General features: G+C 38.3%; 24 protein-coding genes and 4 pseudogenes. 25 read left to right on the top strand and 3 right to left on the bottom strand.

Annotation, left to right across the window (positions count from 1 at the left end; all coding sequences use genetic code 11):
* Position 1: 1 nt before the first annotated feature.
* The 7 genes from I585_RS14015 (at position 2) to I585_RS13985 (ending at position 6319) form a co-directional block, all read left to right on the top strand.
* Entirely contained in the window at positions 2-2773 is a 2772-nt protein-coding gene (locus I585_RS14015) for a phage tail tip lysozyme (RefSeq protein WP_010742440.1), read from the top strand.
* Positions 2774-2787: 14 nt separating this feature from the next.
* A complete protein-coding gene (locus I585_RS22675) occupies positions 2788-3516 on the top strand; it encodes a hypothetical protein (RefSeq protein WP_010742439.1) in 729 nt (242 codons plus the stop codon).
* Between the two features lie 13 nt (positions 3517-3529).
* Entirely contained in the window at positions 3530-3820 is a 291-nt protein-coding gene (locus tag I585_RS14005; protein ID WP_010742438.1) for a hypothetical protein, read from the top strand.
* On the top strand, positions 3810-5048 hold the full coding sequence (locus I585_RS14000) for a hypothetical protein (protein ID WP_010742437.1): 1239 nt from the start codon (positions 3810-3812) through the stop codon (positions 5046-5048). The genes I585_RS14005 and I585_RS14000 overlap by 11 nt, the downstream gene beginning before the upstream one ends.
* Before the next feature lie 62 nt (positions 5049-5110).
* Positions 5111-5614, top strand: coding sequence for a DUF3801 domain-containing protein (locus tag I585_RS13995; protein ID WP_010742436.1), 504 nt, complete (start codon positions 5111-5113; stop codon positions 5612-5614).
* 44 nt (positions 5615-5658) lie between these two features.
* Positions 5659-5937, top strand: coding sequence for a hypothetical protein (locus I585_RS13990; protein ID WP_010742435.1), 279 nt, complete (start codon positions 5659-5661; stop codon positions 5935-5937).
* A gap of 46 nt (positions 5938-5983) precedes the next feature.
* Complete coding sequence (locus I585_RS13985) at positions 5984-6319, top strand: hypothetical protein (RefSeq protein WP_010742434.1); 336 nt, start codon at positions 5984-5986, stop codon at positions 6317-6319.
* Positions 6320-6415: 96 nt separating this feature from the next.
* Here the strand turns inward: I585_RS13985 and istB are convergent, their stop codons facing one another.
* Together istB and istA are read right to left on the bottom strand one after the other, a co-directional pair.
* Complete coding sequence (gene istB / locus I585_RS13980; RefSeq protein ID WP_003129321.1) at positions 6416-7177, bottom strand: IS21-like element helper ATPase IstB; 762 nt, start codon at positions 7175-7177, stop codon at positions 6416-6418.
* A gap of 10 nt (positions 7178-7187) precedes the next feature.
* Positions 7188-8414 (bottom strand): annotated as a pseudogene (gene istA / locus I585_RS13975) (IS21 family transposase).
* A 127-nt stretch (positions 8415-8541) separates the two neighbouring features.
* On the opposite strand from istA, the gene I585_RS22670 reads away from it, so the two are divergent.
* The 3 genes from I585_RS22670 to I585_RS13960 all read left to right on the top strand — a co-directional run bounded on the left by I585_RS22670 (position 8542) and on the right by I585_RS13960 (position 11174).
* On the top strand, positions 8542-8928 hold the full coding sequence (locus tag I585_RS22670) for a hypothetical protein (protein WP_010742432.1): 387 nt from the start codon (positions 8542-8544) through the stop codon (positions 8926-8928).
* Positions 8929-9169: 241 nt separating this feature from the next.
* A complete protein-coding gene (locus tag I585_RS13965; RefSeq protein ID WP_010742431.1) occupies positions 9170-9520 on the top strand; it encodes a plasmid mobilization protein in 351 nt (116 codons plus the stop codon).
* Between the two features lies 1 nt (position 9521).
* Positions 9522-11174 carry a relaxase/mobilization nuclease domain-containing protein gene (locus I585_RS13960; protein WP_010742430.1) on the top strand — a complete coding sequence of 551 codons (1653 nt, stop codon included), beginning with the start codon at positions 9522-9524 and terminating at the stop codon, positions 11172-11174.
* Positions 11175-11350: 176 nt separating this feature from the next.
* On the opposite strand, the gene I585_RS13955 is transcribed toward I585_RS13960, so the two are convergent.
* On the bottom strand, positions 11351-12031 hold the full coding sequence (locus I585_RS13955; protein ID WP_010743167.1) for an IS6-like element IS1216 family transposase: 681 nt from the start codon (positions 12029-12031) through the stop codon (positions 11351-11353).
* 606 nt (positions 12032-12637) lie between these two features.
* On the opposite strand from I585_RS13955, the gene I585_RS23430 reads away from it, so the two are divergent.
* The 15 genes and pseudogenes from I585_RS23430 (at position 12638) to I585_RS13885 (ending at position 26554) form a co-directional block, all read left to right on the top strand.
* Positions 12638-12778, top strand: a complete 141-nt coding sequence (locus tag I585_RS23430) for a hypothetical protein (RefSeq protein ID WP_002316998.1) — start codon at positions 12638-12640, stop codon at positions 12776-12778.
* A gap of 13 nt (positions 12779-12791) precedes the next feature.
* A complete protein-coding gene (locus I585_RS13950; RefSeq protein ID WP_010742428.1) occupies positions 12792-14597 on the top strand; it encodes a type IA DNA topoisomerase in 1806 nt (601 codons plus the stop codon).
* 556 nt (positions 14598-15153) lie between these two features.
* A complete protein-coding gene (locus I585_RS13945; protein ID WP_002311028.1) occupies positions 15154-15342 on the top strand; it encodes a hypothetical protein in 189 nt (62 codons plus the stop codon).
* Between the two features lie 722 nt (positions 15343-16064).
* The gene (locus I585_RS13940; protein ID WP_002307506.1) at positions 16065-16487 is read left to right on the top strand and encodes a cupin domain-containing protein; all 423 of its coding nucleotides are present in this window, start codon (positions 16065-16067) and stop codon (positions 16485-16487) included.
* A gap of 83 nt (positions 16488-16570) precedes the next feature.
* Positions 16571-17224, top strand: a complete 654-nt coding sequence (locus I585_RS13935) for an ABC transporter ATP-binding protein (protein ID WP_010742427.1) — start codon at positions 16571-16573, stop codon at positions 17222-17224.
* A complete protein-coding gene (locus tag I585_RS13930) occupies positions 17221-17985 on the top strand; it encodes an ABC transporter permease (protein ID WP_002318452.1) in 765 nt (254 codons plus the stop codon). Before I585_RS13935 ends, I585_RS13930 begins: the two co-directional genes overlap by 4 nt.
* Positions 17986-18444: 459 nt before the next feature.
* Positions 18445-18759: pseudogene (locus I585_RS13925) on the top strand (recombinase family protein); the annotation flags it as partial.
* Positions 18759-20472: pseudogene (gene topB / locus I585_RS13920) on the top strand (DNA topoisomerase III); the annotation flags it as partial. The pseudogenes I585_RS13925 and topB, both read left to right, overlap by 1 nt.
* Positions 20472-20711: pseudogene (locus I585_RS13915) on the top strand (transposase); the annotation flags it as partial. The pseudogenes topB and I585_RS13915, both read left to right, overlap by 1 nt.
* 534 nt (positions 20712-21245) lie before the next feature.
* Positions 21246-21818, top strand: coding sequence for a Dps family protein (locus I585_RS13910; protein ID WP_002292150.1), 573 nt, complete (start codon positions 21246-21248; stop codon positions 21816-21818).
* Positions 21819-21961: 143 nt separating this feature from the next.
* Positions 21962-22666: a Crp/Fnr family transcriptional regulator gene (locus tag I585_RS13905; RefSeq protein ID WP_003125436.1), complete on the top strand. Its 705-nt coding sequence runs from the start codon at positions 21962-21964 to the stop codon at positions 22664-22666.
* A 228-nt stretch (positions 22667-22894) separates the two neighbouring features.
* A complete protein-coding gene (locus tag I585_RS13900; RefSeq protein ID WP_003102891.1) occupies positions 22895-23233 on the top strand; it encodes a hypothetical protein in 339 nt (112 codons plus the stop codon).
* Entirely contained in the window at positions 23218-24072 is an 855-nt protein-coding gene (gene lgt, locus I585_RS13895) for a prolipoprotein diacylglyceryl transferase (RefSeq protein ID WP_010742424.1), read from the top strand. Before I585_RS13900 ends, lgt begins: the two co-directional genes overlap by 16 nt.
* Before the next feature lie 146 nt (positions 24073-24218).
* Entirely contained in the window at positions 24219-24452 is a 234-nt protein-coding gene (locus I585_RS13890; protein ID WP_005237717.1) for a heavy-metal-associated domain-containing protein, read from the top strand.
* Positions 24453-24649: 197 nt separating this feature from the next.
* Positions 24650-26554, top strand: a complete 1905-nt coding sequence (locus I585_RS13885) for a heavy metal translocating P-type ATPase (RefSeq protein ID WP_010742423.1) — start codon at positions 24650-24652, stop codon at positions 26552-26554.
* The last annotated feature ends 164 nt before the right edge of the window (positions 26555-26718 follow it).

Genomic DNA, 26718 nt, shown 5'->3' with positions numbered 1-26718 from the left:
TATGAAAAATAAGAATGTTCAGCAAAAAGTAAAAGTTGATTCCGTTTCAAAGAAAAACAGGTATCAAGAAGACACTGAATCGACCCAAAAGAAAGAGCCGAAAACGTTGATCGGTTCTACCATAACGGCACAAAAGCAACGTAAAGTCATCGTAAACCAAAAGATGAAAGAAAATGCCAATCTATCTTCACGAAAACAAGTGAAGCATACCAGGGGAGAATACAAGGAAGCACAAAAAAAGTATCGAGCAAAAGTTCAGACACACAAGCAGCTGAAGCAATCGCTCGATGCTTTGAATGCAGAGCATTCATCCAAAGTTACAGATCAACAAAGAGCAGCGTATACAGATGAATCCAAAAAATTAGATTCTCTATCAAGTGGAAAAACGGCTGAAGAGATTCGAGCGAAAACATTTGCTAGAGAGAAGCTAGAAAAAGAAGTCGAAAAAGCAGGTAATGACGTAAAAAATGCCAAAGAAGAGGCCGGAACTGCTAAACAAGTATTGAAAAAGACCAAAAAAGCTGACCCTTCAAGACTTTCAAAACAAGTGAATCGGCAAGCTCTATCAGCTGCAAAAAATAAGGCTGAAGAATCAATGAATCAGCATGATACGTTAGCTGAAGCAGTGAAGCTCAGACAAGATGGCCGACGTCGAACAAACACATATCAATCGACAAAATATTTAGTTAAAAGTGGTCATCGAGTAAATATGAAATTGACTAGGGGCGCTTATGGCCTGTCCAATCGCTCCTATAATTTCATTCGTGGACGGGGGTTTCAAACGACACCTGAAGAATATTCGAAATTGCGACAGACAGCTAAAAGAATGCGGAACTTTAGGAATCGACTTCAAGCCAGCAAAGCCGCCCAAGCAGCAAGAAAAACGCAAGGATTTGTTAGCTCCATTATTCGTGTATTGAATAATCCCTTTAAGGGAAGAAATTTATTAATAATCGGCGGCATTATGATGTTCATTGCTACGATATTCATGTTTTTCCCGCTATTTACACCACTTCCTATCCAACAAGACGAATTCGATCTAACCGATTCATGGAATCATATGACGAAACTGGATGCGGATCGTTCCGATGATACGTATTCATTCTACACGAATCCTGATGAAACAATGTTTTATATGAATTATCGCTTTGAAGACTATACCATCGATGAGCGAACGAATATCCTTTCTTTCAAGACGTATGGTGATTATTTAAATGGCATTTGGGAATCGATGAATAATACCAAAGGTGACGAGTACAAATTTACATCCATGTACGATCTCGCTAAGGATAAAAAATCGGATTACTATTTAGATTCTGATGATTTTGAAGAAATGAAGGAAAACGTGGATGAATACGGCTATTCAACGTTAGATGGCCAGTTAAGCCAGCCTTTTGAAACTGACAGTTTGCCAATCACTAGAAGGTTTGGCTATGAGGTCAGTAATGATAAAGCCGTTCATTTTGGCAGCATTGAAGTTGAAACAAATCAAGATTTAGATTTAAAAGCATCTATGAGTGGAAACGTGAAGTGGTATGAAGACCAAAAGAAAGTCATTATCACTGAAGAGGGCGAGCGTGGTTCTCGACTGATTTTGACAGGGGTCTATGGTAAACGCCAGGAGAGCGGTTCGGTCGTTCAAGAAGGAGAGTTGGTCGCCAAAGCAACAGGTAGCAAGTTGACGATCTCTTACGAAAAATATGACGAGGATAAAAAGACAATGCGGCGGGTGAACCCCGCTTTTTATTTTCCCAGTGTTTCTTATCGACAAAAAACAACCGTTTCTGAACCTTTTGATCCTGAAGGCGGCGAGTTAGAAAATGCCCGTTTCCTTTACAGTAAACTCACAGAACAAGGCTACAAATTAGAAGGTATTTGCGCTATGTTAGGTAATTATTCTGTTGAGAGCAGTATCAATCCCAAGCGAGCGGAAGGAGACTACCTGTCGCCCCCTGTTGGAGCGAGTAAAGACTCCTGGGATGATCCCGCATGGTTAGCGATTGGCGGTATGCAAATTTATGGCCGGTATCCAAACATAGTCCATCGAGGCTTAGGGCTAGGGCAGTGGACAGATACGGCCGATGGTGGAACACGACATACGTTGCTGGTGAATTTCGCCAAAGAAAAAAAGAAAAAGTGGTACTCGCTAGGCTTACAGATGGACTTCATGTTAAATGGTGACGTTCCAGCATATCGAACGATCTTCAAGCAAATATTGAGTGGAGAATCAGGAAGCAGCGTGGCTGAATTGACCCGCGACTTCTTAGTTCGTTGGGAAGGAAATCCTGGTGATAAGCTGCAAGCACGAGTAGAAGCAGGTGAAAAGTGGTACAAGTATTTCAAAGAGAATCCAGATAGCGATCCAGGAGGAAGCACTGGGAAATATATTCTACCAATTAGTCCACCAAATATTAGTTCTGGTTTTGGCTGGCGATCGATGGGAGATTACCATCGAGGACTTGATTTTGCACATCCACAGGGCACACCAATCAAAGCGATCGATGGGGGCACTGTTATCACAGCAGAATTCCATTACTCCTGGGGAAATCATGTCCGAGTAAGACACGATAACGGACAAACAAGTCTTTACGCTCATTGTTCTGCATTAAAAGTAAAAGTTGGCGACAAGGTGAAACAAGGCGATATCGTTGGTTTAGTAGGGAATACCGGTAACAGTTTTGGTGCGCATTTACACTTAGAAATTTCAAAATCAACTGATTTATCAGTCGCGAGCTTACTTGATCCGGCGGTTGTTTTAGGAATCAATAAGTAAGAAAGGAAAGAGATATGTATAACGAAAAAAAGGTCAAAATTATTAGTCGTTTGGCGATTGTTGCTTTGCTGGTTGCCGGAATCTTAACAGGTTTCGGCATCGGCCAGCTGACCAGTAAATCTGAGAATAAAACAGAAACAAAAGCTTCGTCTACTGCCAAAAATACGATTGAAGAGAAGACGAAAAAGAATCAACTCAATACAAAGGATGTAGAGGCATTCTTGATCGCTTATTATACGAAAAAGGATTTGTCAGAAAATCGTTCAAGGTATAAACCCTTCATGACTAAATCGATGTATACACAAGAAACCGATATAGAGGATCTACCCATCAATCAAGCATACAAGGGTTATGTGGTCAATCAAGTGTTTGATGAAGCAGACGTTTATATCGATAGTGAGAACCTGGTTGTATTAGTTGACGTTAAATATCATAATACCCAGCTAGTGGAAAAAGGAACGACTGAAGGGGCGTTGGTAGATACGCCTGAAACGCAAACACTGAAGCTTACATTTATTAAAGAAAACGGTCGTTTTAAAGTCAATAATATTAATCGTATTTTCTTGACAACTACCGGCGAAACGGCGAGAACGAATACTTATGAAGATGAAGAGGAAAACGAGACAAAAGAAAGCTCTAAGACTGAAGACAGTCAATCAACGAACAACTCTTCAGAGACAACCGAAGCGGTTACAAAAGAATCAACGGCGGCTTCTCAAACACAAGAATCAAAAACAGAATAGGAGAGGTCATCTTTTGGGTAAAATTGAAGATCTACAAAAAAGACGTAATCGTCTGGCCAAAGAATTAGAAAAAGCGGAACAAACCCTTAAAAAGCAAAACGAGATTTGCAAAACAAAACGGGCAACGTTAGAACAGCTGGATATGGATATTGTTTCCCAACTATTAGTTGATAAGGGAATGGATATGAAGGACTTAATGAATATGCTTGGAAACAACAACGCTGCGGTGTCACCCTCTTCAAATGGAAAAGTCGTTAATGAGGAGAACCATTCAAATTTAGGAGGACAATCAGATGAAGTTTAATCCCCTTTCGATCGTTAAAAAGAAGTATAGTTTTGAATTTTCAGATGATTATAATGTAGAAACACCTGAAAAAATGAAAGATGCTATGGATCTTATCTGTTGGGCTGAAGAAGAAAATGCTCGTCATTTAGAAGAAGATACTTCCGGCTCAGTAGTGATCATCAAACAAAATAAAAAAGGCGTTGTGTTGTACGGGCAACGTATAGAATTTCCGATGGATTTAGAAACTGATTTTGATTCGTTGATGGAATCCTTTTATACGCGAAAAGTAATTCCGTTCGATCAAACACTTTTAAGTAGTTCTAATCAGAAAGAAACGGCTTTTGTTGCACCACCAACGCCACCATTTCCGCCTCTAAAAGACGTGGAGCAAAATGATAGTGAGGCGGGCTATGCAGCTGTTCCTACTATTCGATCAACTGAAGAGCCGGTTGAAGAAGAAAAGGAACAAGTTACTTATCAACCAAGCGACATTCAAGAACTGATTGCTCTTCAAAAAGAGCAACAAGAAGAAATCCGACGATTAAGGCAACAATTAGAAGAAAAAGAAGCTAAAAATAGTACAAGCGAGCCGGTTTCGCCTACAGTAAGTGGGTTAGTGATTGAGTCTGTTGTAGAAGGTAAAGAAAATGCGGTTCAGCTAGGGGTACCAGGGGAAGGAAAAGCAGTATACGGATCTGCGGCGGCGTCCAATTTAACCTTCCAAGAACGTATGGATCTGTTCATGCTAGACGAAAAGAAAAAGATTGAAGCTGAGATTGTAGCAGCCGACAAACGTTCAATCATAGAGTCATCAATTACAGCGAAATTACAAGCTGAAAAAGACGCTGCGGTTAGTAAAATGGAATTTGATTTATTTGATCAACAAACCAAAGCAATCGAACAAGAAGAGAAACGTCATGCTTTAGAAATGGAACGGATTAGAAAAGACTATGATAATCAAATTTCTGCCAAAGCGCTTCTTTTAGATGAAAAATACAAGAATAAAGCGGAAGAAGAGATCCGCACCGAGTACAATAAACAAACAGAAGCCCTAAAGAAAATATACGACAAGCGGATGACGGAACTGAAAGAACGTCAAAAAGAGTTGTCTGCTAAGATGATGGAGAATATCGAATCAAGCTTCAGCTCGTTAGACTTAAACATCGATGAACCAAGAGAACAAAAGAAAGAAAAAGAAGAAATTCCGGATATTACCGATTTTCAACGAATTCGAGTTGGAGAATAATTGAAGATGCTAGTCCTATAGAGCTGCCAGCAATGGCAGCTTTTTCTATTTGGAGGTGACGAATGGATCAAAAAGAATTAGTTCATTCATTATATATAAATGGTGTAAGCACGATGAAAACACTCCTAGAGACGTTACTGAAAGTAAGCTCTGAAGTGGAGTACATGGGGAAACAAATCCATGAGAGATATTCACCTAGTGAAACAAAATTATACAAATTGTTGAATCAAAAAGATCCTATCAGTGTTCAATTTCTATCCCAAAAAGTTGATTTGAATAAAGTAAGAGAGCATTTGGGGAAACACAATATCTCATTTGCTTTTGAAGAAGATCCAAACGGTGTCCGGCTGTATTTTAAGGTGAAAGATGAACGGATGATCGCCCAGGCATTACAGCCAATCATCAAAGAAGCAGCTGCTGACTTAGGTTCGTTTTCTAAGAAGGTGTTGAAAAAACCAGGAACTATGAGTTTCAAAGAGAAAGTAGCTTACGCACAAAAACACCAATCAAAATACCAGGGACCAATCAAGAAAGCACCTACAGTCAAAGCACCCGTAAAAAGCTGATGGCACATTTAGCTTAATGAATTCTATAGAAAGAAGGGGAACAAATGCTATTTGTCGTTGAAACCATTGAAGACAATGAAAAGAAATATAGTGTAGTGGAATCAGAGTCGCCAAAAGGAGCCATGCTGCTAGACGGGTTTGATTTGCTACAAAAGAAAGGTGATACACCTAATAAGGTAGAGAGTTCTATTACTGGTATTTATGAGGTTGCTCAAACGAACCATTTATTAGAAATGTCTCGAAATGCGGAAGTGCATAGATTTTACCGAGAAAGAATCAAAAATCTAGGGTTTGATTCATCGACTCTCAAAAAATTGGAATAAAAGGATCTAATATTGTAACTACTAAAAAAAGAATAGAGGGAATTAAATGAAGAATTACTTAGATGATTGGAGAAAGATTGAGGGATCACTGACTGAAGAAAGAATTAATAGTATCCCTTATTGTTTGGAAAAAGATCATTTATTTAGAATCAGAGAAATGTTGTCTGAAGAGGGTTTTGAATCAGATGAATTCTTCATTAGGGAAAATCCAGCGCTGGGTGTCTACATTGTGTGTAGAGAAAACCAAGAGGATTATTTTACGATTCATGAAGAAAATGGGAATCTTACTCCGATATATATTACGAACGATTTTGACGAGAATGGAACAAATTGTTTCCCATGCAAGGAAATAACAAAAGCCATAGCGTTGAATGAATGTTGAAAAAGTTCACAAAATAAAGGCGGTGGAATATGCAAATGTCAAGGGCCATAATAAAATGTTGGTTTTGGGCCATTGAAATTGTAGGTAGTTTTCTCTTTATCGTTTCGTTTCTTTTCCTTTCGTTTCACTATAACTTTTCATTCGATAGGAAGGTCCTGTAATTTGAATAATTTTAGAATGATGGACCAATCGGTCCAATAAAGCATTAGTCAATTTCTTATTACCAAAAATTTCGGACCATTGAGACAGAGGAATATTCGTTGTAATAATCGTTGATTTTCTTTCGTATCGCATATTAATTAGTTGAAACAGTAAGTTAGATCCTTCTTTTGAGAAGGGGAGATACCCGACTTCATCAATAATTAATACAGAATAGCTCGCATATTTTTTGAGCATGGTATCACTTGTCCCACGTTTATGTGCCCGGATAAGTCGATTAACCAGTTCTGTACTAGTGATAAATAAACAGCTCTGCCCTCTATCAATACACTCTAAACCAATTGAAACGGCTAAATGAGTTTTTCCAACACCGCTATTTCCAATGAATAAAAGGTTGTCATACGTGTCTAAAAAGCGTAATGTCACTAAATCTTGAATTTCACTTTTTTTGATTTTGGGTTGAAAATCAAAGTTAAAATCATGAAGGCGTTTATGATAGGGAAACATTGCCCGTTTTAAAATTTTTCTTTGGGTCTCCTTTCTACGATAGCTAATTTCTTGATGTGTTAATTCAAATAAAGAATCAACTAGAGATTGTTCATTTTTAGCTACTTCATCTAAATGGGCAGGTAAAATTTCTTTGATACAGGTAAGATTTAAATCTGATAATTGATTTAATAACTGATGGTAATTTGACATATGAGCCTCCTTATAATTCATCGTAAGCATCTAAATTTTCTTCTACAAAGCGCTCCAACTCTTCGTCTTCTAAGTATTTGAAGACATCAGATCGAAGAATCTCAAGAGAGTCATCACGTTGATAATTTAAGGTTTTTTTGCTTAATGGGTGCGAGCGAATACATTGATGGCCATACCAAATGAATAGACTGTCCTTACGGACATCTAAAGTTACCTCTTTACCAATATATTTCACGGGAACAGAATACTTTGAGTTTTGATATTGGACCATGGATTCAATGGAAACTTTTCTAATTACGTGTTGGGTTCTAGAAACATATCTGACTAATTATAAACGATTGAAAGGACGCAACACCGATTGTTCATCTATAAGAAGCTTAGAGGGATGATTATTCACTGCTTGAGAACGTTCATTATTTAAGTCATTCATAAACTCATAGACGATTCGTTTTAGCTCCTGCTCATTTTCAAACTCGTAGTTAAAGACCATTAAGCGGTTAACAGTACGAGCTAAAGCTTCAACTTTGCCTTTGGTTTGTGGACGAAAAGGGCGACAAGCAATCGGATTGAATCCAGCATCTTTAGCAAATTGACGAAATTTTTCGTTAAAAACGGTTTGACCAAATTGGCTTTTACTTCTATCAACAACTGTTTTCATATTGTCAAACCAAATTTCTTGAGGAACACCATTCCCGCAGTACTCAAACGCATTGACCAAACAATTGAAGACATTCGCTTGGGTTCGATCAAAGGTTACCTCTAAGTATTTCATGCGAGAATAGCCTAGAATATATAGAAAAAGATTGAAGTAAAAGACTTCACCATGTTTACTCACCATCTTAATATTTTCTTTCCAATCGACTTGAGCAGAAAGACCTGGCGTCGTTTCAATTCGAATGGTTGCCTTTTTTACACGCTTTTCTCGATAGTTCCGACAATATCGTTTGACGGTGGTATAGCCACCTTGATATCCTTTTTTCTTAATAAAATAATAAATTGAAGAAGCGGAACAGCTTAACTCCATTTTATCTTTAATAATTTCTTCAAAACCGCTTAATAAAAGAGGAGCAGAAGATTGTCTCTTTTTGATCTGTTCTACTTCCCCTTTAGTTCCAGCTTCATAGTAACGCTTGACTGTTCGGTAATCACAATTATATTGCTTGGCCATGGCTGCATAGTTAGGTTGAATATCGTTCATAATGTGTCGTAAGACTCCTTCTAAGACATCTTTTCGCATGAGTCACTCTCCTTGAATGGTTTCATGAAAAAGAATATCAGATTTTAAATCTAACCTACATTTTCGATGGCCCTTTTCCTACATTTTATCGTGGCCCTTTACACCTGAGAAGGAGAATTAAGAAAAAATGCCAATGAAAAACGAAACGATCGTACACACGCTTTCGCAAATTTTATTAGTTGATCCTGCAAGTGAAACACCGAGAATCCATAATAAAAGGAAATCTATTTCTAAGCGACAATTGATTCGAAGATTAGAGTTGCTGGTTCAAGAAATGGAAGAATTAGAAATCGAAATCGATCTTACTGAATATAAAGAGACAATCGCACACTTGAAAAAAATTAAAGCGACTCATGAATACAATGAGTTGATTCAAGAAGTCGTCGATAGTTATGATCCGGACTTTGGTGTAACGATCGAACGGAAAAACGAACTGAAAATCGTCAAAGAGATGACGAAAAAGGAAGAAATCGAGTCACAAGAAAAACAAAAAAGTAAACGGTCGTCTGTTTAGAATGGACACTCGCTTCAGTGAAGCGGAAAAATACGTCAAAAATGGTCAAATGAACGTCAGTGAAAGTCAGTCGTTCAGCAAAAGGGGGATTGGGGGAACCCCCAAACATTTAGAAAGGAGTCGTCAAAATTGACGGCTCTTTTGTAAAATATAGCGAGTGGGTACCCACTTGCTCTGCTCGCAAAAGGGTTAGTCTACCGTTCCTAGATTTGCGGAGTCAATAGGAAAAGGAGAACTGAAGATGGAAAAAGAACCTAAACGCAAAAGACCAATTCAAAAAAAAGTCCGCTTTAGTCAAGAAGAATGGGGCTATCTGAAAAATAAAATAGACCAAAGTCCGTACAATAATTTTCAAAATTTTGCTCGAATCATGTTGATTACCGGCGAGATCGTCCATGTCGATTACTCGGAGCTGCGAACGTTGAACCAGGAAGTTGGCCGGATTGGAAACAACGTCAATCAAATGGCTAGACTTGCAAATCAGTTCGAAGAAATATCCATCGATGATGTTGAACAGCTGCTTACTGATGTGCAAAATTTACAAATCATGGTTTCTTCAGCATTGAAAAAGGAAATGCAGAGAGGGAGATAAGATGGTTTATACGAAACATTTCTTTATCCGGTCGTTTGATCATTTGAAGCAAGCGGAGGACTATATAAAGAATGCCGGCAAGACGACCATTCAAAAAAGTGAAGACAACGATCATTTAGGAAATTTATTTCCGTATCTGATCAACGAAGATAAAACAATGAGTAAAAAACTGGTGTCTACTTTTGGCATTGCTTCAGTCGAAAATGCGGCGGATGAATTCTCCGCAACAAAGTTGAATGCAGCAATCGAAAGAGGAACTGATGTCGAGATCGATTTAAAAACGGGAAAACCTAAGTCGCTAGAACTGAAGCAGCTTGAATCGGGAAATAGAATTTTGGCACATCATGTTATCCAGTCGTTCTCACCAGAAGACAATTTGTCGCCCGAAGAAATTCATGAGCTAGGACGAAGAACGATTTTAGAATTGACTGGTAATGAACATGAGTTTGTTATCTCGACTCATGTTGATCGCGAACATATTCATAATCACATTTTGTTTAATTCAACAAACATGATGGATGGAAATTCGTACCGTTGGCTGAAGAGTACAAAAAGAACTTTGGAGAAAATATCAGACAAACACGCAGCAAAAGCAGGCGCTAAAATTATAGAGAAGTCGCCAAAGAATTCTCACAAGAAATATACGATGTGGCAAACGGAATCGATTTATAAAAGTAAAATTAAGTCGAGGTTGGACTTTCTTTTGGATCATTCTTCCAGCATTGAGGACTTCAAAGAGAAAGCAGATGCGTTGTACTTGCATGTAGATTTTTCAAAAAAATGGGCAACGTATCGTTTGCTAGATCATCCACAAATCAAAAACACTCGGGGTCGGAGTCTCACGAAGAGAGATCCAGAAAAATATAATCTTGATCGAATTGAAACTCGATTAAAGGAAAACACTGCAACATTTACAGTTGAGGAAGTTGTCGATCGTTACGAGGAAAAAGAAAATGAGATCAAGAATGATTTTGATTACCAGGTAAAAATAGAAAGCTGGCAAGTCGATCATGTGACCACAAAAGGAATTTATTTGAATGTCGATTTTGGTGTCGCTGATCATGGTCAGCTGTTCATTGGGGGATTTAAAATTGATCAATTAGAAAACGGAGATTTTAATCTCTATGTAAAAAAGGAAGATATATTTTACTTCATGAACGAGAAGAATGCCAATCGGAATAAATACATGACAGGAGAGACGTTGGTCAAACAATTGAGTCTCTACAATGGAACCGTACCTTTGAAGAAAGAGCCGGTCATGTCAGAATTAAATGAAATTATTTCGGCAATCAACTTTCTTGCGGATCATGATGTTAGTAACGGAAAGCAGCTTCAGCAGCTGGAAGTCAAATTGGATCGTGCGCTGCATGAAGCAAAGAATAAACTGATTGAACTTGATGGGAAAATCATTGAGCTGAATCAAGCAGCGAAGGATCAGTTGTTGGGTAAAGATCCTGACTCTGAAGAGATTGAAACATCAGGAGACTATCAAACGATTCAGAAGGAGCTTGCTTCAGTAAAATTGAGTCGGTCAATTCTAAATGATCGCTTTGAAGAAATCGTTGGAGAGATTGAAGCGTATCGTGAAATCCGATATGTGGCAGAAAAACCAGAAGAGAAGAATCGTCCTGAGCATGGTGTGAATAAGAAGTAACAAATGACCCGGCCTCTTTCAGCAGCTTTTTCTTTTTCGTTCAGCCAGGGCGAGCCGCCCGTTTATTTTTGAACCACTAAGCGGCGGGGGCGGTGGGAGCTAGTGAGTGAAAAAATAAAAAAGGTTCTGTTGCAAAGTTTTAAATAAAGAATAAAATCCCTTACGGTATCTATGATTTAAGCTGGGATTCCCAATAATATCTTGATTTCAGTACAGACCGAAAACCCGAAGAGAGTGCCTTCTTTTCGGGTTTTCTTATATAATCCTCGGATGGCTTCCATGCCTTTAATCGTGGTAGAGGCAGTGCGTAAACTTCGATAGAATTTATTGCGTCTCTTTACTGGACGATGGTCTTGTTCAATCAAATTATTCAGGTATTTAATGGTACGATGTTCTGTCCCTTGATAAAAGCCGTATTCTTTTAGTTTCTTAAAGGCACTTGTAATAGAGGGGGCTTTATCTGTGACTACAACCTTCGGTTCATCAAACTGCTTCACTAACCGCTTAAGAAAAGCATAGGCTGCTTGTGTGTCCCGTTTTTTACGTAACCAAATATCCAAGGTTAAACCATCTGCATCGATGGCTCGATACAAATAATGCCATTTTCCTTTAATTTCGATGTACGTTTCATCCATTTTCCATGAATAAAAGGATTTTTTATTTTTCTTTTTCCAAATTTGATAGAGTAGTTTGCCATATTCTTGCACCCAACGATAAATCGTCGTATGAGAAACGTTAATGCCACGATCATATAAGATTTCTCGAACTTCACGATAGCTAAGGTTATAACGAAGATAGTAGCCCACGGCTACAATAATCACATCCTGCTGAAATTGCTTTCCTTTAAAATGATTCATCGTCATTCCTCCTGCTATCTTTTTCTATTATTCTACCTTATTTGATAGTAGATTTAAAACTTTGCAACAGAACCGTCCATGACATTGAAGTCAACAGCAAGTAGTTTTTGACTAACTATTTGCAGCTGGTCAATAGATAATGGGGTCATAAAGTCTGCGAAAAATTGGAAATCATAAGAAGTCGGGTACGTGGCTTCTTATGATTTGATTTATAAGAGCCAGGGCTTTAGTGATATCGATTTTAGGAATTTGAGTAGTGTCATTTGATAAAAATTTCTCAAGCAGCATTCTTAAATGGATTAGTGTCAAATTATTGTTTTCGTTTCTAAAACATCCTTGTATAGCAAGATAGCTTGTTGAACATCATGATGTTCAACAAGGTTGTAACGTTTTTTTGAGTGTTGTTGTCTTCGGATATCGAATTCAAACAATCACTACTTATCACTAACAAGTCAATTATCAGATTGAACAGAAAAGTGGATTGACAGCTGAAGCAGTTGAAGAGCTCAAAGATTACTCAAATAAACAATTTCAAGGCCAGAGAACAAAAGCAAGAACAAACAATAGCTTTACAAAGAGAAGAAGAAAAATAAAGGAGAGTGAGCTATGAATTTTCTACAAAATAATTTCCAAACTTTATATTTAGGTGCAGCTGCAGGAGATATTCAAGGAAGAATTTCCGGAGCATTAACAACAGTTCAATCCGTATTGACAGGTATACAAGATCGTCAAAAAGCATTTAGATGAAGCGGAAACAATCGTGATTGCGACCGACAGCGACCGAGAAGGTGAAGCAATCGCCTGCTTGATTATCAACCTTTCGGGAAATAGCCGGAAAACCATTAAACGTTTATGGATCAACTCGCTTGAAACTAGCGAAATCAAAAAAGGATTTCAAAATCTGAAGGACGGACAGGCGTTTTATTCCACTTACAAAGAAGCAGAAACCCGACAAATCGCTGATTGGCTGGTAGGAATCAATCTCACCCGTCTTTACACGCTTTATATGCAGAAAAACGGCATGAGAGGCGTGTTTAGCGTTGGACGCGTCCAAACCCCGACTTTGTTCTTGATTTACCAACGCAACGAAGAAATCAAACATTTCGTCAGCAAGCCATTTTATGAGTTGTATGCCACTTTCACACACTCGAATGGTAAGTACAAAGGGAAATACAAAGAGCGGTTTGATACACTCGAAAACCTTGACGGGTTCAAAGAAACCAATCAGCTAGAGCAAGCGGAGAATGCCGAAGTAACAAATGTCAAAGTGGAAGAAAAACGGCAGTATGCGCCGAAACTCTTTAGCTTGTCTGATTTACAATCTTTCGCGAATAAACGCTTTAAGTACAGTGCCGACAAAACGCTTTCGATCGCTCAAAAACTCTATGAAAAAAAGGTGCTTTCTTATCCAAGAAGCGATACCAATTATATTGGTATCCCCGAATTTGACTACCTGAAAAGCAACCTCAGTCGGTATCTCGAACTAGCAGGAGTGGGCATTTCCGAACCGCAGCTAAACGAAAATAAACGGTATGTAGATGGAAGCAAAGTACAAGAACACTATGCGATTATTCCAACGAAGACATTGCCGAAGCTCAGTGATGTAACGAAAGACGAAAAAAACATTTATCTTCTGGTCTTGTATCGTACCCTCGCAATTTTTGAAAAGCCGTATATCTATGACGAAACCACCATTGATACAGCGATCAATCAGGTTCTGTTCCAATCAAAAGGGAAGACAGAAAAAGAGCGTGGATGGAAACGACTATATAAACAGGAAGAAAAAGACAAGGACGACCCACTTTTACCAGAAGTAACCGTCAATGATTCAGTGGCTTTCGCCCTTGAAACAAAGGAAGGGAAAACCCAACCACCCAATTACTATACAGAGGGCACACTGCTAACCGCCATGAAACATGTCGGACGGGCAATGGACGATAAAGACAGCAAAGACATTCTTAAAGAAACCGAAGGGATTGGAACCGAGGCCACTAGAGCCAGTATCATTGAAACCTTGAAGAAACAGGACTACATCACGATCAGTAAGAGTAAAATCTATGTGACAGAAAAAGGCGAATTGTTGTGCCGCATAATTGCAGAGGACGAAATCGCCAATGCCGGCATGACTGCCCAATGGGAATGCTATTTGAAAAAGATCCGAAGCCAACAAGGCACACAAGAAGCTTTTTTAGGCAGTATCGAGCGGTTTGTGCAGCACCTCATTGAAAAAGTGCCACAAAACTTCCAAGACAAAAAAGAAAACATTGCAGATGTAGCCGGTCATATGGAACAAGAAAATGTGATGGGTACGTGTCCGAAATGTCAAAACAGCGTAGTAGACAAAGGAAAAGTTTATGGCTGTTCGGGCTACAAAGACGGTTGCAAATTTACGCTTCCTAAAAGATGGAGCCAAAAAGCACTCACAAAGAAAAATGTCCAAGATTTATTAAGCAAAAGAGAAACGAGTTTAATCAAAGGGTTCAAAAGTAAAAAAGGAAGCAATTTCTCGGCAAAGTTAACACTGAATGACGAAATGAAATTAGCTTTTGAATTTCCAAAAAAATAAAAACACAAGATCTAGACCTTGCCCCTTTTGGAAAAAAGGGGCAAGCCCCCAAAATCGTCTCAGTCACCCAGTTGTAATAGCCTAAAACTGAATAACACTTAAATAAGTCAAGAAACGGGTAAGTATTTTTTGGCAGACCACCAAAAAATCTCCACCCTCACAGTCCTTGACTTCTTTATTTTTGGCTGTGGGCTGTCGTCGCCGACAGTCAAACCAGTTGTAAAAAATATTTGCTATCTTGCCTGTCGCTAAAATAGTGTACCGCCAAAAAACGCTTGAAAGGAATTTTTCTTTTGCTCGCTTGTTGCTTTGTAAGAATAAGTAGCTATTCTGCAAATAACCCTAATATTTCGTATTTCTCTAAAAAACCAGTGTTTGAGAGGGAAGTTCTACGCTCATTTCAGATTGATCTATGGGTAACTATCCATGAAAATGCCTGTAAACCGCTCTTTTTTCAGTTTTTTTAAAGAGAGAGAAAATAAAAATAAAATACCAACTTTTTACGTATATTAATAACGAAGGACTTAAATATAGGATGATCAAAGGAGGCGTTCTTATGTATGAAGACGAATGGAGAGAATACTATGCAACCAAAAATGAGAGCATACATATTACGAGAAACAAACTCATTTTCCAATGCAATGAAGGAATCGCTCTGTCTACTCATAAAACGGAAATTGAAAGAATCATGCATGCATTGGCACTTAAACTCTTATTACTGGAGTTAAATTCATATGATTTTTAATCTGCAAAAAAGTTTATAGCACCGTCGCTTATACCAGAAAATATAACAAACGCCGCATTGTTTTTTTGTGCACTTTAATAATCTATTCAACTAAGGAATTAAGCTGGCTGTCAAGAGAGTAATATCGTATTGAATCTCAGGTGGAAATTTTCTGCGGTATCTTTTTTGACTGAAATGACATTAGTGTTTTTTGGGGATTGTGTATGTAAGTATTTTTTAAAATCATTTTAACAAGTTTTGGACAAAAATTCTCATGAAAAAACAGAATTTAAATAGCATGATAAATTAGAGAAGATAGTTTAATGTGCTTATAGGAACACCCCACTTTTACAGTCACAATCAATAACCTTGCTACTTTCTTTCGAAATTGATAAGATTCTAAAGGATTGACAACGCTTGATAGTGAGCATAAACTTAATGTACGCTAGTTAGTTTACAAGTGCAAACTAAAAAAGTATGATGTGTCGTCTCTGAAATTCTCCCTGATTCAAGTCATAACCAGAGTACATATCGGTTATTTTTTGATTCCATATTTTTTCCTTTATGTGCTGAGGATTAAGGGGTACCAATTGTAATTGCGCGTTATATGGTCTTTGTTTAGAATCGCTCTCCAAAAAGCCAATTTTTTGCATAGAATTTTAGATGTGGTACCATTAATTAGAATTATTATAAATAAGAAGTAGGTATCATTGTTTTAGTAAAAAGACTAGGAGGAATGGAAGATGGAAATAGACTACAAGGATCATGGGAAGAAGCCGTATATCATTAATATTGAAGACGCCACCACAGGAAATGATAATTACCGGACGACCATTTGGACAGGCAGTAAACTGCAAGTCACCGTAATGTCCATTCAACCGGGCGATGACATCGGTTTGGAAGTGCACGAAGGCATTGACCAATTTATCCGTATTGAAGAAGGAGAAGGCGTGTGTAAAATGGGGCCTTCTAAAGATAACTTACATGTTCAACAAAAAGTGATGGATGATGACGCCGTATTTGTTCCGGCGGACATGTGGCACAACATCGAAAACACCGGTGATAAGCCGCTCAGACTGTATACCATTTATGCTGGTCCAGATCACCTTGAAGGAACGGTTCACCCTACTCATGAAGACGCCAAAAACGATCCAAACGAACACTGAGGTACACTAGGATGAAACAAAAGCCCTGCACCCGTATGGATGGTCCACTGGTGCAGGGCTTTTTTATAAAGGAGAGAAGTGGTATGAGTGATTCATTGTTTAAATTAGAGAAGGTTGGTTTTCAGGCAAACGGAAACCAAATCCTTCAAGATATCTCTTTTACAGTAAACAAAGGGGAAGTGATTGTTTTTTCTGGTCCTTCTGGAAGTGGAAAAAGTACCCTTTTGAAATTAATTGGTACGCTGCTTTCCCCAACTTCCGGAAAAATTTATTATCGAGGTACGGATCTGCAAAAAATCGATCCTGTGGAGTATAGAAAAGAAGTCTCTTATTTCTTTCAAAACGCTTCTCTATTCGATGAGACAGTTCAAGAGAACTTGTCTTTTCCTGCCCGCATAAGAGAAGAAGGATTTGATCGGGAACGTGCAAAAAAATTGTTAGAACGAGTTCAAATACCTGAAACTTACTTATCGAAAGAGGTCAAGGAACTATCAGGAGGGGAAAAACAACGGGTTGCATTGGTCCGAAATTTGATGTATCAACCGAAAGTGTTGCTCCTGGATGAAGTTACCAGTTCATTGGACCAAGAAAACAGAGCGATTGTCCTTGATTTAGTCCGAGACATGATGAAAGACCAACAAACTACGGTGTTGGCCGTCACTCACAACCAGGAAGAAATCGACCAAGCTTCTCGTCTGATTACTATCAAAGGTGGAAAAATGGAGGAATCGAAATGACAAACAATTTGGAAATCAGTAATCTTTCTTTGCTTTTATCCTCTGTCCTCTTGATAGTTGCCTTGTTGATTGATTACAAAGAGAAATTGGGATTAGGAAACGACATTTTTATTGCGGGAATTCGCGCTGTCGTTCAATTATTCCTTATTGGATATGTATTGAGCTACGTATTACGAGTGGATAACAACTTTCTCACTTTAGCGATGGTTTTGTTCATTGTGTTCAACGCTTCTTATAACGCCCATACACGCAGTGAGGGGATCAACCGCTCTTTTAAAATTTCAACGACGGCTATTGGAGTAGGAACAGCCTTGTCCTTACTCATTCTTGTTTTTTCAGGAGTCATTGACTGGTCCCCTTCCCAAATCGTTCCAATTACAGGCATGATTGCCAGCAACGCCATGACTGCGATTGGAGTGACCTATCGGTCTTTGAATTCAAAATTTACGGACCAACGCCAACAGGTATTGGAAAAATTGGCATTGGGAGCCAATAAAAAACAAGCGTCCATGAGTATTGTAAGAGAAAGCGTCAAAACGGGCATGGCTCCTTCTATTGACCGAACAAAAACGGTTGGACTTGTCAGCCTACCAGGTATGATGTCAGGGTTGATTTTTGCGGGAATTGATCCTGTTCAAGCGATTCGTTACCAAATTGTTGTGATGTTTATGTTGATTTCAGTTACTGCGATTTCTTCGTTTATTGCTAGTTATATGGCTTACCGTGAGTTTTATAACAATCGCAGTCAATTAATTATATGATTTGGGATGATACACTACTCTTAAAACCAGTGGTTACAATTTTATGTAGTTAAAAGAAGACCTCACGAGAATAATTGCAAAAAGAACTTCATTTTTTAAGGAAGAAGGATATTTTTGTCATCGAATCTTTGGAACGACTAGGGCGAAACTATGATGAAATTTTTTATATAGTGCAGCAACTGGATTAAAAGGATATCGGACTGATTGTTTTGAACATGCCTATCCTCAACCAATGAGAACTTTCGACGAAATCATGTTCTAGAAAGAAATTTCTATCCAATAAGAATTCCAAATCATGGACACTATTATCAAAGAAGCTTTAATAGATAAAATATTCAAAGCAGATTCTAAAAAAGTCGATTCCACAAAATATACATGAAATGAAAAATGGAGGAATATAAGTGAACTTTATGTATGAAGTTAAAACAACTAAATCATTCCAAGCGGCAACAGAAGCATCTAAGGCAATTGATTAATAATTTAGTGATTGAAATTTATAAATATCAAGCTGAATCAGAACGTAAAAAAATTAAAGAAAGACAAGCCGAGGGTATCGTTTTAGCAAAGGAAAAAGGGAAATTCAAAGGAAAGTAATTTAAATTTAAAGAAAACGATCCACGGCTACAACATGCCTTTGATTTATTTTTGAACGGTTGTTCCGATAAAGAAGTTGAAGAAAAAACTGGAATCAATCGCCGAACGTTTAGAAGGTATCGATCAAGATATAATGTGACAGTAGATCAAAGAAAAAACAAAGAAAAGAGGGATAGTTAATGAGCACGGTTATTTTAGCTGAAAAACCAAGCCAGGCATTAGCCTACGCAAGTGCTTTAAAACAAAGCACCAAAAAAGACGGTTATTTTGAGATCAAAGACCCACTATTTACAGATGAAACGTTTATCACTTTTGGTTTTGGGCATTTAGTCGAATTAGCAGAACCAGGTCATTATGACGAAAAGTGGCAAAATTGGAAACTTGAATCTTTGCCGATTTTACCTGATCGATACGATTTTGAAGTCGCAAAAGATAAGGGAAAGCAGTTTAAAATTGTTGCAGAACTTCTCAAAAAGGCAAATACAATTATTGTTGCAACAGATAGCGACAGAGAAGGTGAAAATATCGCCTGGTCGATTATCCATAAAGCAAATGCCTTTTCAAAAGATAAAATATTTAAAAGACTATGGATCAATAGCTTAGAAAAAGATGTGATCCGAAGCGGTTTTCAAAATTTGCAACCAGGAATGAATTACTATCCCTTTTATCAAGAAGCGCAAACACGCCAAATTGCCGATTGGTTGATTGGCATGAACGCAAGCCCTTTGTATACGTTAAATTTACAACAGAAGGGCGTACAAGATACATTTTCACTAGGACGTGTTCAAACGCCCACCTTATACCTTATTTTTCAGCGCCAGGAAGCCACAGAGAATTTTAAAAAAGAACCTTTTTTCGAGGTGGAAGCTAGTATAAAAGTAATCCAAGGGTCATTTAAGGGCGTTCTAAGCCCCACACAGCGTTTTAAAACCCAAGAGGAGCTTTTAGCTTTTAGCTTTTGTTTCTTCTAAACAAGCTAAAATAGGCAATCAAGAGGGGATAATTGCTGATGTTCAAACCAAAGAGAAGAAAACGAATAGTCCGAGTTTGTTTTCTTTAAGTAGTTTGCAATCAAAAGTCAATCAGCTTTATAAAGCGACAGCGAGCCAAACTTTAAAAGCTATGCAAGGACTGTATGAAGCAAAATTATTGAGTTATCCAAGAACAGATACACCATTTATTACAGAGAACGAATTTGCTTATTTAAAAGCGAATTTTGGCAAATATAGCGGTTGTTTAGGACTTGATCTTGAAATGGTTCAAACAGAGCCTAGAAAGCGTTATGTGGACGGTAGTAAGGTACAGGAACACCCCGCCATTATTCCAACAAAACAAGTACCTAACGAATCTGCATTAGCAAAAATGGACGATTTACAACGAAAAATATATGCTTTAGTCGTTAAAACGACCGTTGCCATGTTTTTACCTGATTACTTGTATGAAGAAACCAAGATACAAACGAAAGTAGCTGATTTGCTGTTTCAATCGATCGGAAAGACACCAAAACAAGAAGGTTGGAAAATTCTTTTCAAACAACAAACCAAAGAAGAAAAAGAGGACGTTCAAACGTTACCACTCGTTATCATTGGCGAACGTGCCGAAGTTGATGTTAAGAGTGTTGAAAAAGAAACGCAACCGCCAAAAGCTTTTACAGAGGGTACACTTTTAACCGCTATGAAAACGGCGAATAAAACGGTTGATAATGAAGAAGCAATAAAAATTTTACAAGAAGTTGAGGGGATTGGAACAGAAGCAACAAGAGCAAGTATTATTGAAGCGTTAAAACAAAAAGAATATATCCAAGTGATTAAGAATAAACTTGTTGTAACTGAAAAAGGAAAATTATTGTGCCAGGCAGTTGAAAGTCAGCACCTTTTAACGAGTGCTGAAATGATTTCCCATTAGCCATACGCAAGACTATTTACTCTACGAACTTGATTGAATCCTTTAATAAGCAAATCAAGAAATACAGCCACCGCAAGGAACAGTTCCAAAATGAAGAGTCGATGGAACGTTTCTTAGTCTCGTCTTTTGATACTCACAACCAAAAATTCCTAGGTCGCAGTCATAAAGGTTTCCAACAGGCCGAAGGCGAGCTCGAACAAATGCTGAGTCAACCGATGGAGAATTAGAAACAATCTACAGTAGGAAAGAACCATTTACACAAAATTATTGACGCTCCCAAGCTAAAACTCCTATTAATCGATCTACTAAAAATAAATAAAAAATTCTTTTCAATTTTTATTTATGGTATGACATAAATAAAGTAAAGTTATTCTTCTAGGTTAATCTTATTAATACTCTTTCTCACTAGTGTTGCATGCAACACTAGTGAGAAAGAGCATTAAATATACTGCAAGGCAAGACATTTGGTAATTGAAGAATAACAAGCAAAAAAATAGCAGTCAGGTCTCTTGACAAAGTATAGTTGCTATTCTTTTTTTAGGCCCTACTTTAATGAAATTTTTGTTTGGAGGGAACGACTTCATTCCTTTGATTATTTCAGTTGAATTTAATAGAGAAGCCTGGCGTCTATTAAGAAATACTTTTCTTGATGAGCGTCAATTTTTTTAACGGAAATCTATCCTATACTAAATTCAGTAAAGAAAAAGGAGGAATCAAAGAAAGCTATTTTAAACAAACCAAAATTATAGGAGGAATAAATCATGACTGAAAATAAAGCTACTCAAGAAAGAACACCCCAAGAAAGATTGCAAGAAGAACAAGAACACAAGGAACATGTTCATCATACGAAAATTAATGCAGCGGCCATTGCGGATCATCTTTTAGGCAACATGCATACATTACATGTGAAACTGCACCAATATCACTGGTATGTAAAAGGAGCCAATTTCTTTACGTTGCATGAAAAATTTGAAGAGTTGTATAACGAAAATGAAAAATGGTTCGACAAACTTGCGGAGCGTCTAATTACTTCTGGGCATAAACCTGCTTCGACAACGGTTGAATTTGAAAAATATTCGATGCTTTCGGAAGATGCAGTTAATAAATACGCTAAAGCAGAAGACATGGTTGAAAATATTATCGAGGACTTCAGAAGCACTCGTGACCTAACTATTCGCGCGATTCGTTTAGCTCAAGACGAGGGTGACGATGCTTTAGAAGATACATTGATTGCTTTTAAAAATGACTTAGACAAGAACATTTGGATGCTGCAAGCGTTCATTGGTAAAGAAGCATTAGAAGATGATGACGCTCTTGATGAGGATGAAGATTAAGGTAAAAGTAGAAGCTGATTTAGGGATTGGAATTCTTTCCAGTCCTTTTTCCATTTTCTTGATGTGCATCAATTTTTTTGTAGTAAGAGACTTATATAATAAAAGCAGCGAATATAAACAAAATAAATAAAGGGGAGAATGAATTGACTAAACATACCCATCATGAAATTGGCGACCACGCAGCCTGTATCCGCTTGGTTCCAATATTCAATCACTTAGAGGATAGCGCGATGAATTACATTGCTGAAAAAGCCCACACGAAACAGTATCAAAAAGGAGAGTTTCTGTTTCGTTCACAAGAAAAAGAGGATACTTTATATATTATCAATCGTGGGAAAATCCGTATTTATCGATTGGCAGACTCTGGCAAAGAGCAGCTAGTGCGGATCTTGAACCCTGGTGATTTCACCGGAGAATGGACCTTGTTCAACCCGGATGCAGTACACGAGGAATATGCCGAAGCAACCCGAGATACCGTTGTCTGTATGATTCAGCAAAAAGATGTCCAAGATTTTCTGGAACAATACCCAGCTATTTCTTTAAAACTATTGGCGGAAATGTCTAAACGGTTAGAAAGTTCAGAACGTCAAACGACACAAGTAGCCTTGGAGAGTGTCATTACCCGTTTAGTTTTGTTTTTGGCAGAAAATGTGGAACCTGAAATGGGCAACTCTCCCACCATCACCCTGCCGATGGAAAAAAAGGACATTGCTTCCTATTTAGGAACGACACCTGAGACCATCAGTCGCAAATTTGGAGAATTGGAGGACGAGGGATTGATTCAACAGCTGTCTGGGAAAAGGATCAAGATTCAGGATTTAGATGATTTATTGCTTTACAGCGAATAATCGGACACACTTTTTTCTACACGTTGGTGTTCTGTCGCTCTTCATTAACAACGGGACAGAACTCAGTGCTTTTGCTTCCATCTGTCCGTTTTTGGCTTTTTTAAGACAGAACGACCTTCATTCATTGGAAAAATAAAAGCACAAACATGATAACCCTCAAGTTTTTTTGTTTTATTTTTCTTTAAGATAGGGTTGTCGAACAAAACGTAAAAATAAGTAGGGGTGAATGTGCATTATTTTTGGGTGATAGTTGCCATCACGTTGTCAGCAGCGGGTGCATTCTTTGTCGTCCCTTTCACCAAGAACACGATTGGCGGCGAAGCAAAAACGTCTAACGTTGTTGAGGCAGATAGGTTAGCTATGGAAAAAGAAGAGGAAGTTGTAAAAGGAGCCGGCGTAATCGGACACGGAAAAGTGGCGTATTACGAAGCGAGTGACCAGGGAGATAAAAGTGTATTCACTGTTTGGTTTCCATGGAGCTTAGCCGGAATCTTGTTCAGCATCACCATGACTAGAATGACGCGAAAAATTGAAGAAATGGAGCAAATAGAATGGAATTCGTATTAGGCGTTTTGAATCCCCATGCGGTGGAGATTGGTTCTGTTGTGATTCATTGGTATGGAGTCATTATTGCAGCGGGCATATTAGCGGCTCTCCAGTTGAGCACCAAGGAAGCAAAGAAAAAAGGACTGGAAGAGGATACCATTATCGATATGGCCTTATGGGCAATTCCGATTGGACTCCTCGGCGCTCGGCTTTATTATGTGTTATTTGAACTTGGTTATTATCTGCAAAATCCAGGACAAATCCTTGCGATTTGGAATGGCGGCATTGCGATTTATGGGGGATTGATTGCAGGAGGGGGTACGCTATATTGGTATGCAAAGAAAAAAGGTACTTCTTTGGCACTCGTTCTTGATATTTTAGCGCCCAATGTATTGTTAGCCCAGTCCATTGGTCGTTGGGGCAATTTTATGAATCAGGAAGCTCATGGTGGACCGGTTACTCGTCAATTCTTGGAAAATCTTTATTTACCTGAATTTATCATTGAACAAATGAATATCAATGGTACCTACTACCATCCGACTTTTTTATACGAGTCATTGTGGAGTTTGTTGGGCTTTGTCCTCATCGTCACTATACGGAACCGAAAACAGCTTTTGCGTCAAGGAGAAGTCGCTTTGAGTTACGTTTTGTGGTACTCAGTGGGTCGGTTCTTCATTGAAGGTATGCGAACGGACAGTTTATGGATTGGCGAGTGGATCCGCGTTTCGCAAGCCTTGTCTCTGGCCCTGTTTATTGGCGCGATTGTAGTATGGTTTATACGCAGACAAGACTATCCACCAATTTCTTATTATTCTGATGGCAATAGGGGGCAGAAAAAGACTATTAAGATGGTGAATTGAGCAAAAAGATAAAAAGAAGTGCAAAACTTGATATGCGTCAATTTTCGTTTGCTAAAAGTGAGCTATACTACAGTTGTAAAGAGGAAAAGGCAGTGTTCATTAATCTGCTGCCGATAAAATAAAAACACATAAAGGAGATAGGAATTATGGAAAAAGCTATATTGCAATTAGAAACGTTGTCTTGTCCAAGTTGTATGCAAAAAATTGAAGGTGCCTTGAAATCAGTTAACGGTATTGATAAAGACAGCATTAAAGTATTATTCAACTCCAGCAAAGTCAAAACCAATTTTGATCCAGCTGTCACTTCGATTGAAGAGATTCAAAAAGCTATCGAAAACGTAGGCTATCCGGTCCTTAAAGCAAAAGTCAAGGCCGCTTAACAGATTAAATGAACTAGGCAATTCTGGAAGAAAAGCTATTTTTCCGGGATTGCTTTTTTTGTTGCAATCCGATTCGAGGTGCTTAGAAACGATAAAAGAGAACTTTCTAAACTTGATAGCCGTCAATTAATTACTTAGGCAATTATCTTATACTGTGTTTATCAATAAAAGAGAAATTAAATTTGGAGGGAAAAAGCATGCAACAATATATATTAAGCAAGAAAAATGTTATCACCGTCATCAGTGGATTGTTAATCGCACTCGTTTTCTTCAGTCACTTTGTTTTAGAAAACGTAGGACTTTCAGAGTGGTCTTTGATCATCGCCTCTGTCTTTGGGATTACGCCAATTGCCATTCAAGCGTTTCAAGCAATGAAAGTCAAAGTCATCAGTATTGATGTCTTAGTCAGTATTGCAGCGATTGGTGCGCTTTTTATTCAAAATTATGAAGAATCGGCTATTGTCACGTTCTTATTCTTATTCGGACACTACTTGGAACAACGAACATTGAACCAAACGCGATCTGCTATCAAAGAATTGACTGAAATGGCACCCGAAAGCGCCTTGAAACAAATGGATAATGGCGAATTTGAAGAAGTAGAAGTGGATGATGTAGATGAAGGGGATATCTTGCTCGTTAAAACGGGTGCGAAAGTTCCAGTAGATGGTACAGTCCTTACGGGTGAAGGGCATATCAATGAAGCTAGCATTACAGGTGAAGCTGTTCCGGTCAACAAGCTAGCTGATGCAGAAGTTTTTGCAGGAACCATTTTAGAAAACGGAACGATTCAAATCAGAGCTGACCGAGTTGGTGAGGACACCACATTTGGAAAAATTATTGAACTCGTGGAAGAAGCACAAGATTCTAAATCCGAAGCGGAACGGTTCATTGATCGCTTTTCTAAATACTACACACCAGCTGTCTTGGTTCTGGCAATTGTTGTATGGGCGTTCAGTCAAAATATTGAGTTAGCAATCACCATCTTGGTTCTAGGTTGCCCAGGCGCATTAGTTATCGGAGTGCCTGTCTCAAACGTTGCCGGTATTGGGAATGGTGCTCGTAACGGTGTTCTTTTAAAAGGGAGTGAAGTCATTCAAGACTTCAGCAATGTGGATACAATTGTATTTGATAAGACAGGTACTTTAACTGTCGGAAACCCAACCGTTGCAGCGACTGAACTGTATGAAAAAGATCCTGCTGAAACGCTTGGCTATCTGGCCAGTGTGGAACGGGAATCAGATCATCCATTAGCAAAAGCGGTCTTAAATCAAATTGGAGAAACAAACTTTTATCCTGTTGAAGGAACTGAAGTCGTGAAAGGCGGCGGAATCGTTTCAAGTGTAGCTGGACATAGAGTGGCTGTTGGGAATGTGGCCTTGATGGAAAAAGAAAATGTCACTCTCAGCAAAAAAGTGCAAAAAGATGTCAAACGGTTTGAACAACAAGGGAACTCTCTCGTTTTGACAGCGGTCGACGGTGAATTAAAAGTACTGATGGGCATTCGCGATCAAGTCCGTCCGGGTGTGAAAGCTAATTTGCAGGAATTAAAAGACTTGGGCGTGAAAAATCTAGTCGTTCTTTCAGGAGATAACCAAGGAACTGTTGATGTGGTCGCCGGCGAACTTGGTTTGACCGAAGCTCACGGCCACATGTTGCCGGAAGACAAATCGGCTTATATCGGAAAACTTCAACAACGTGGTCAAATTGTAGCCTTTGTTGGAGATGGCGTTAACGATAGTCCGTCCTTAGCTTTAGCAGACATTGGAATCGCAATGGGAAGCGGAACGGACGTAGCGATTGAAACATCCGATGTCGTTTTAATGAACTCGAACTTCAGCAACTTGCCTCACGCATTAGGATTAGTAAAAGCCACCGCAAATAATATGAAACAAAATATCGTGATTTCAATTGGAGTAGTGTTGGTCTTGTTGACCAGCGTCTTCTTCAGCGAATGGATGAATATGTCTATCGGAATGTTGGTTCATGAAGGTAGTATCTTGGTGGTAATTTTCAATGGCATGAGATTAATGAAGTATAAGTTGAAAGGTCGAAAAGAACAAAAAGAAGTATCAGCACCTGCAGAGAAAGTAAAAATATCTTAAGAATAAATTAGAAGAGGCTGAGACAATAGTCCATCCTTGAAATGACAAAAGCGGAAACTCAGATTTTTAAATCTGGGATTTTCCGCTTTTTTGAGTTCTTGAAAAAAAAATAAGAGTATAGAGTATGTTCTTTATAAAATTAATTTTCGTGTAAATGATTAAAA

The sequence above is a fragment of the Enterococcus malodoratus ATCC 43197 genome, from assembly GCF_000407185.1.
Lineage (GTDB): Bacteria > Bacillota > Bacilli > Lactobacillales > Enterococcaceae > Enterococcus_A > Enterococcus_A malodoratus.
The sequence above is the reverse complement of the archived record's forward strand: the minus strand, read 5'-3'. Positions and strand labels throughout refer to the sequence as shown.

What these genes read in the sequence shown, in the direction of transcription:
- I585_RS14015 (WP_010742440.1), top strand. Translation starts at nt 2, where the DNA reads ATGAAAAATAAGAATGTTCAGCAAAAAGTAAAAGTTGATTCCGTTTCA.
- I585_RS22675 (WP_010742439.1), top strand. Translation starts at nt 2,788, where the DNA reads ATGTATAACGAAAAAAAGGTCAAAATTATTAGTCGTTTGGCGATTGTT.
- I585_RS14000 (WP_010742437.1), top strand. Translation starts at nt 3,810, where the DNA reads ATGAAGTTTAATCCCCTTTCGATCGTTAAAAAGAAGTATAGTTTTGAA.
- I585_RS13995 (WP_010742436.1), top strand. Translation starts at nt 5,111, where the DNA reads ATGGATCAAAAAGAATTAGTTCATTCATTATATATAAATGGTGTAAGC.
- I585_RS13990 (WP_010742435.1), top strand. Translation starts at nt 5,659, where the DNA reads ATGCTATTTGTCGTTGAAACCATTGAAGACAATGAAAAGAAATATAGT.
- I585_RS13985 (WP_010742434.1), top strand. Translation starts at nt 5,984, where the DNA reads ATGAAGAATTACTTAGATGATTGGAGAAAGATTGAGGGATCACTGACT.
- istB (WP_003129321.1), bottom strand. Translation starts at nt 7,177, where the DNA reads ATGTCAAATTACCATCAGTTATTAAATCAATTATCAGATTTAAATCTT.
- I585_RS22670 (WP_010742432.1), top strand. Translation starts at nt 8,542, where the DNA reads ATGCCAATGAAAAACGAAACGATCGTACACACGCTTTCGCAAATTTTA.
- I585_RS13965 (WP_010742431.1), top strand. Translation starts at nt 9,170, where the DNA reads ATGGAAAAAGAACCTAAACGCAAAAGACCAATTCAAAAAAAAGTCCGC.
- I585_RS13960 (WP_010742430.1), top strand. Translation starts at nt 9,522, where the DNA reads ATGGTTTATACGAAACATTTCTTTATCCGGTCGTTTGATCATTTGAAG.
- I585_RS13955 (WP_010743167.1), bottom strand. Translation starts at nt 12,031, where the DNA reads ATGAATCATTTTAAAGGAAAGCAATTTCAGCAGGATGTGATTATTGTA.
- I585_RS23430 (WP_002316998.1), top strand. Translation starts at nt 12,638, where the DNA reads ATGAATTTTCTACAAAATAATTTCCAAACTTTATATTTAGGTGCAGCT.
- I585_RS13945 (WP_002311028.1), top strand. Translation starts at nt 15,154, where the DNA reads ATGTATGAAGACGAATGGAGAGAATACTATGCAACCAAAAATGAGAGC.
- I585_RS13940 (WP_002307506.1), top strand. Translation starts at nt 16,065, where the DNA reads ATGGAAATAGACTACAAGGATCATGGGAAGAAGCCGTATATCATTAAT.
- I585_RS13935 (WP_010742427.1), top strand. Translation starts at nt 16,571, where the DNA reads ATGAGTGATTCATTGTTTAAATTAGAGAAGGTTGGTTTTCAGGCAAAC.
- I585_RS13930 (WP_002318452.1), top strand. Translation starts at nt 17,221, where the DNA reads ATGACAAACAATTTGGAAATCAGTAATCTTTCTTTGCTTTTATCCTCT.
- I585_RS13910 (WP_002292150.1), top strand. Translation starts at nt 21,246, where the DNA reads ATGACTGAAAATAAAGCTACTCAAGAAAGAACACCCCAAGAAAGATTG.
- lgt (WP_010742424.1), top strand. Translation starts at nt 23,218, where the DNA reads ATGGAATTCGTATTAGGCGTTTTGAATCCCCATGCGGTGGAGATTGGT.
- I585_RS13890 (WP_005237717.1), top strand. Translation starts at nt 24,219, where the DNA reads ATGGAAAAAGCTATATTGCAATTAGAAACGTTGTCTTGTCCAAGTTGT.
- I585_RS13885 (WP_010742423.1), top strand. Translation starts at nt 24,650, where the DNA reads ATGCAACAATATATATTAAGCAAGAAAAATGTTATCACCGTCATCAGT.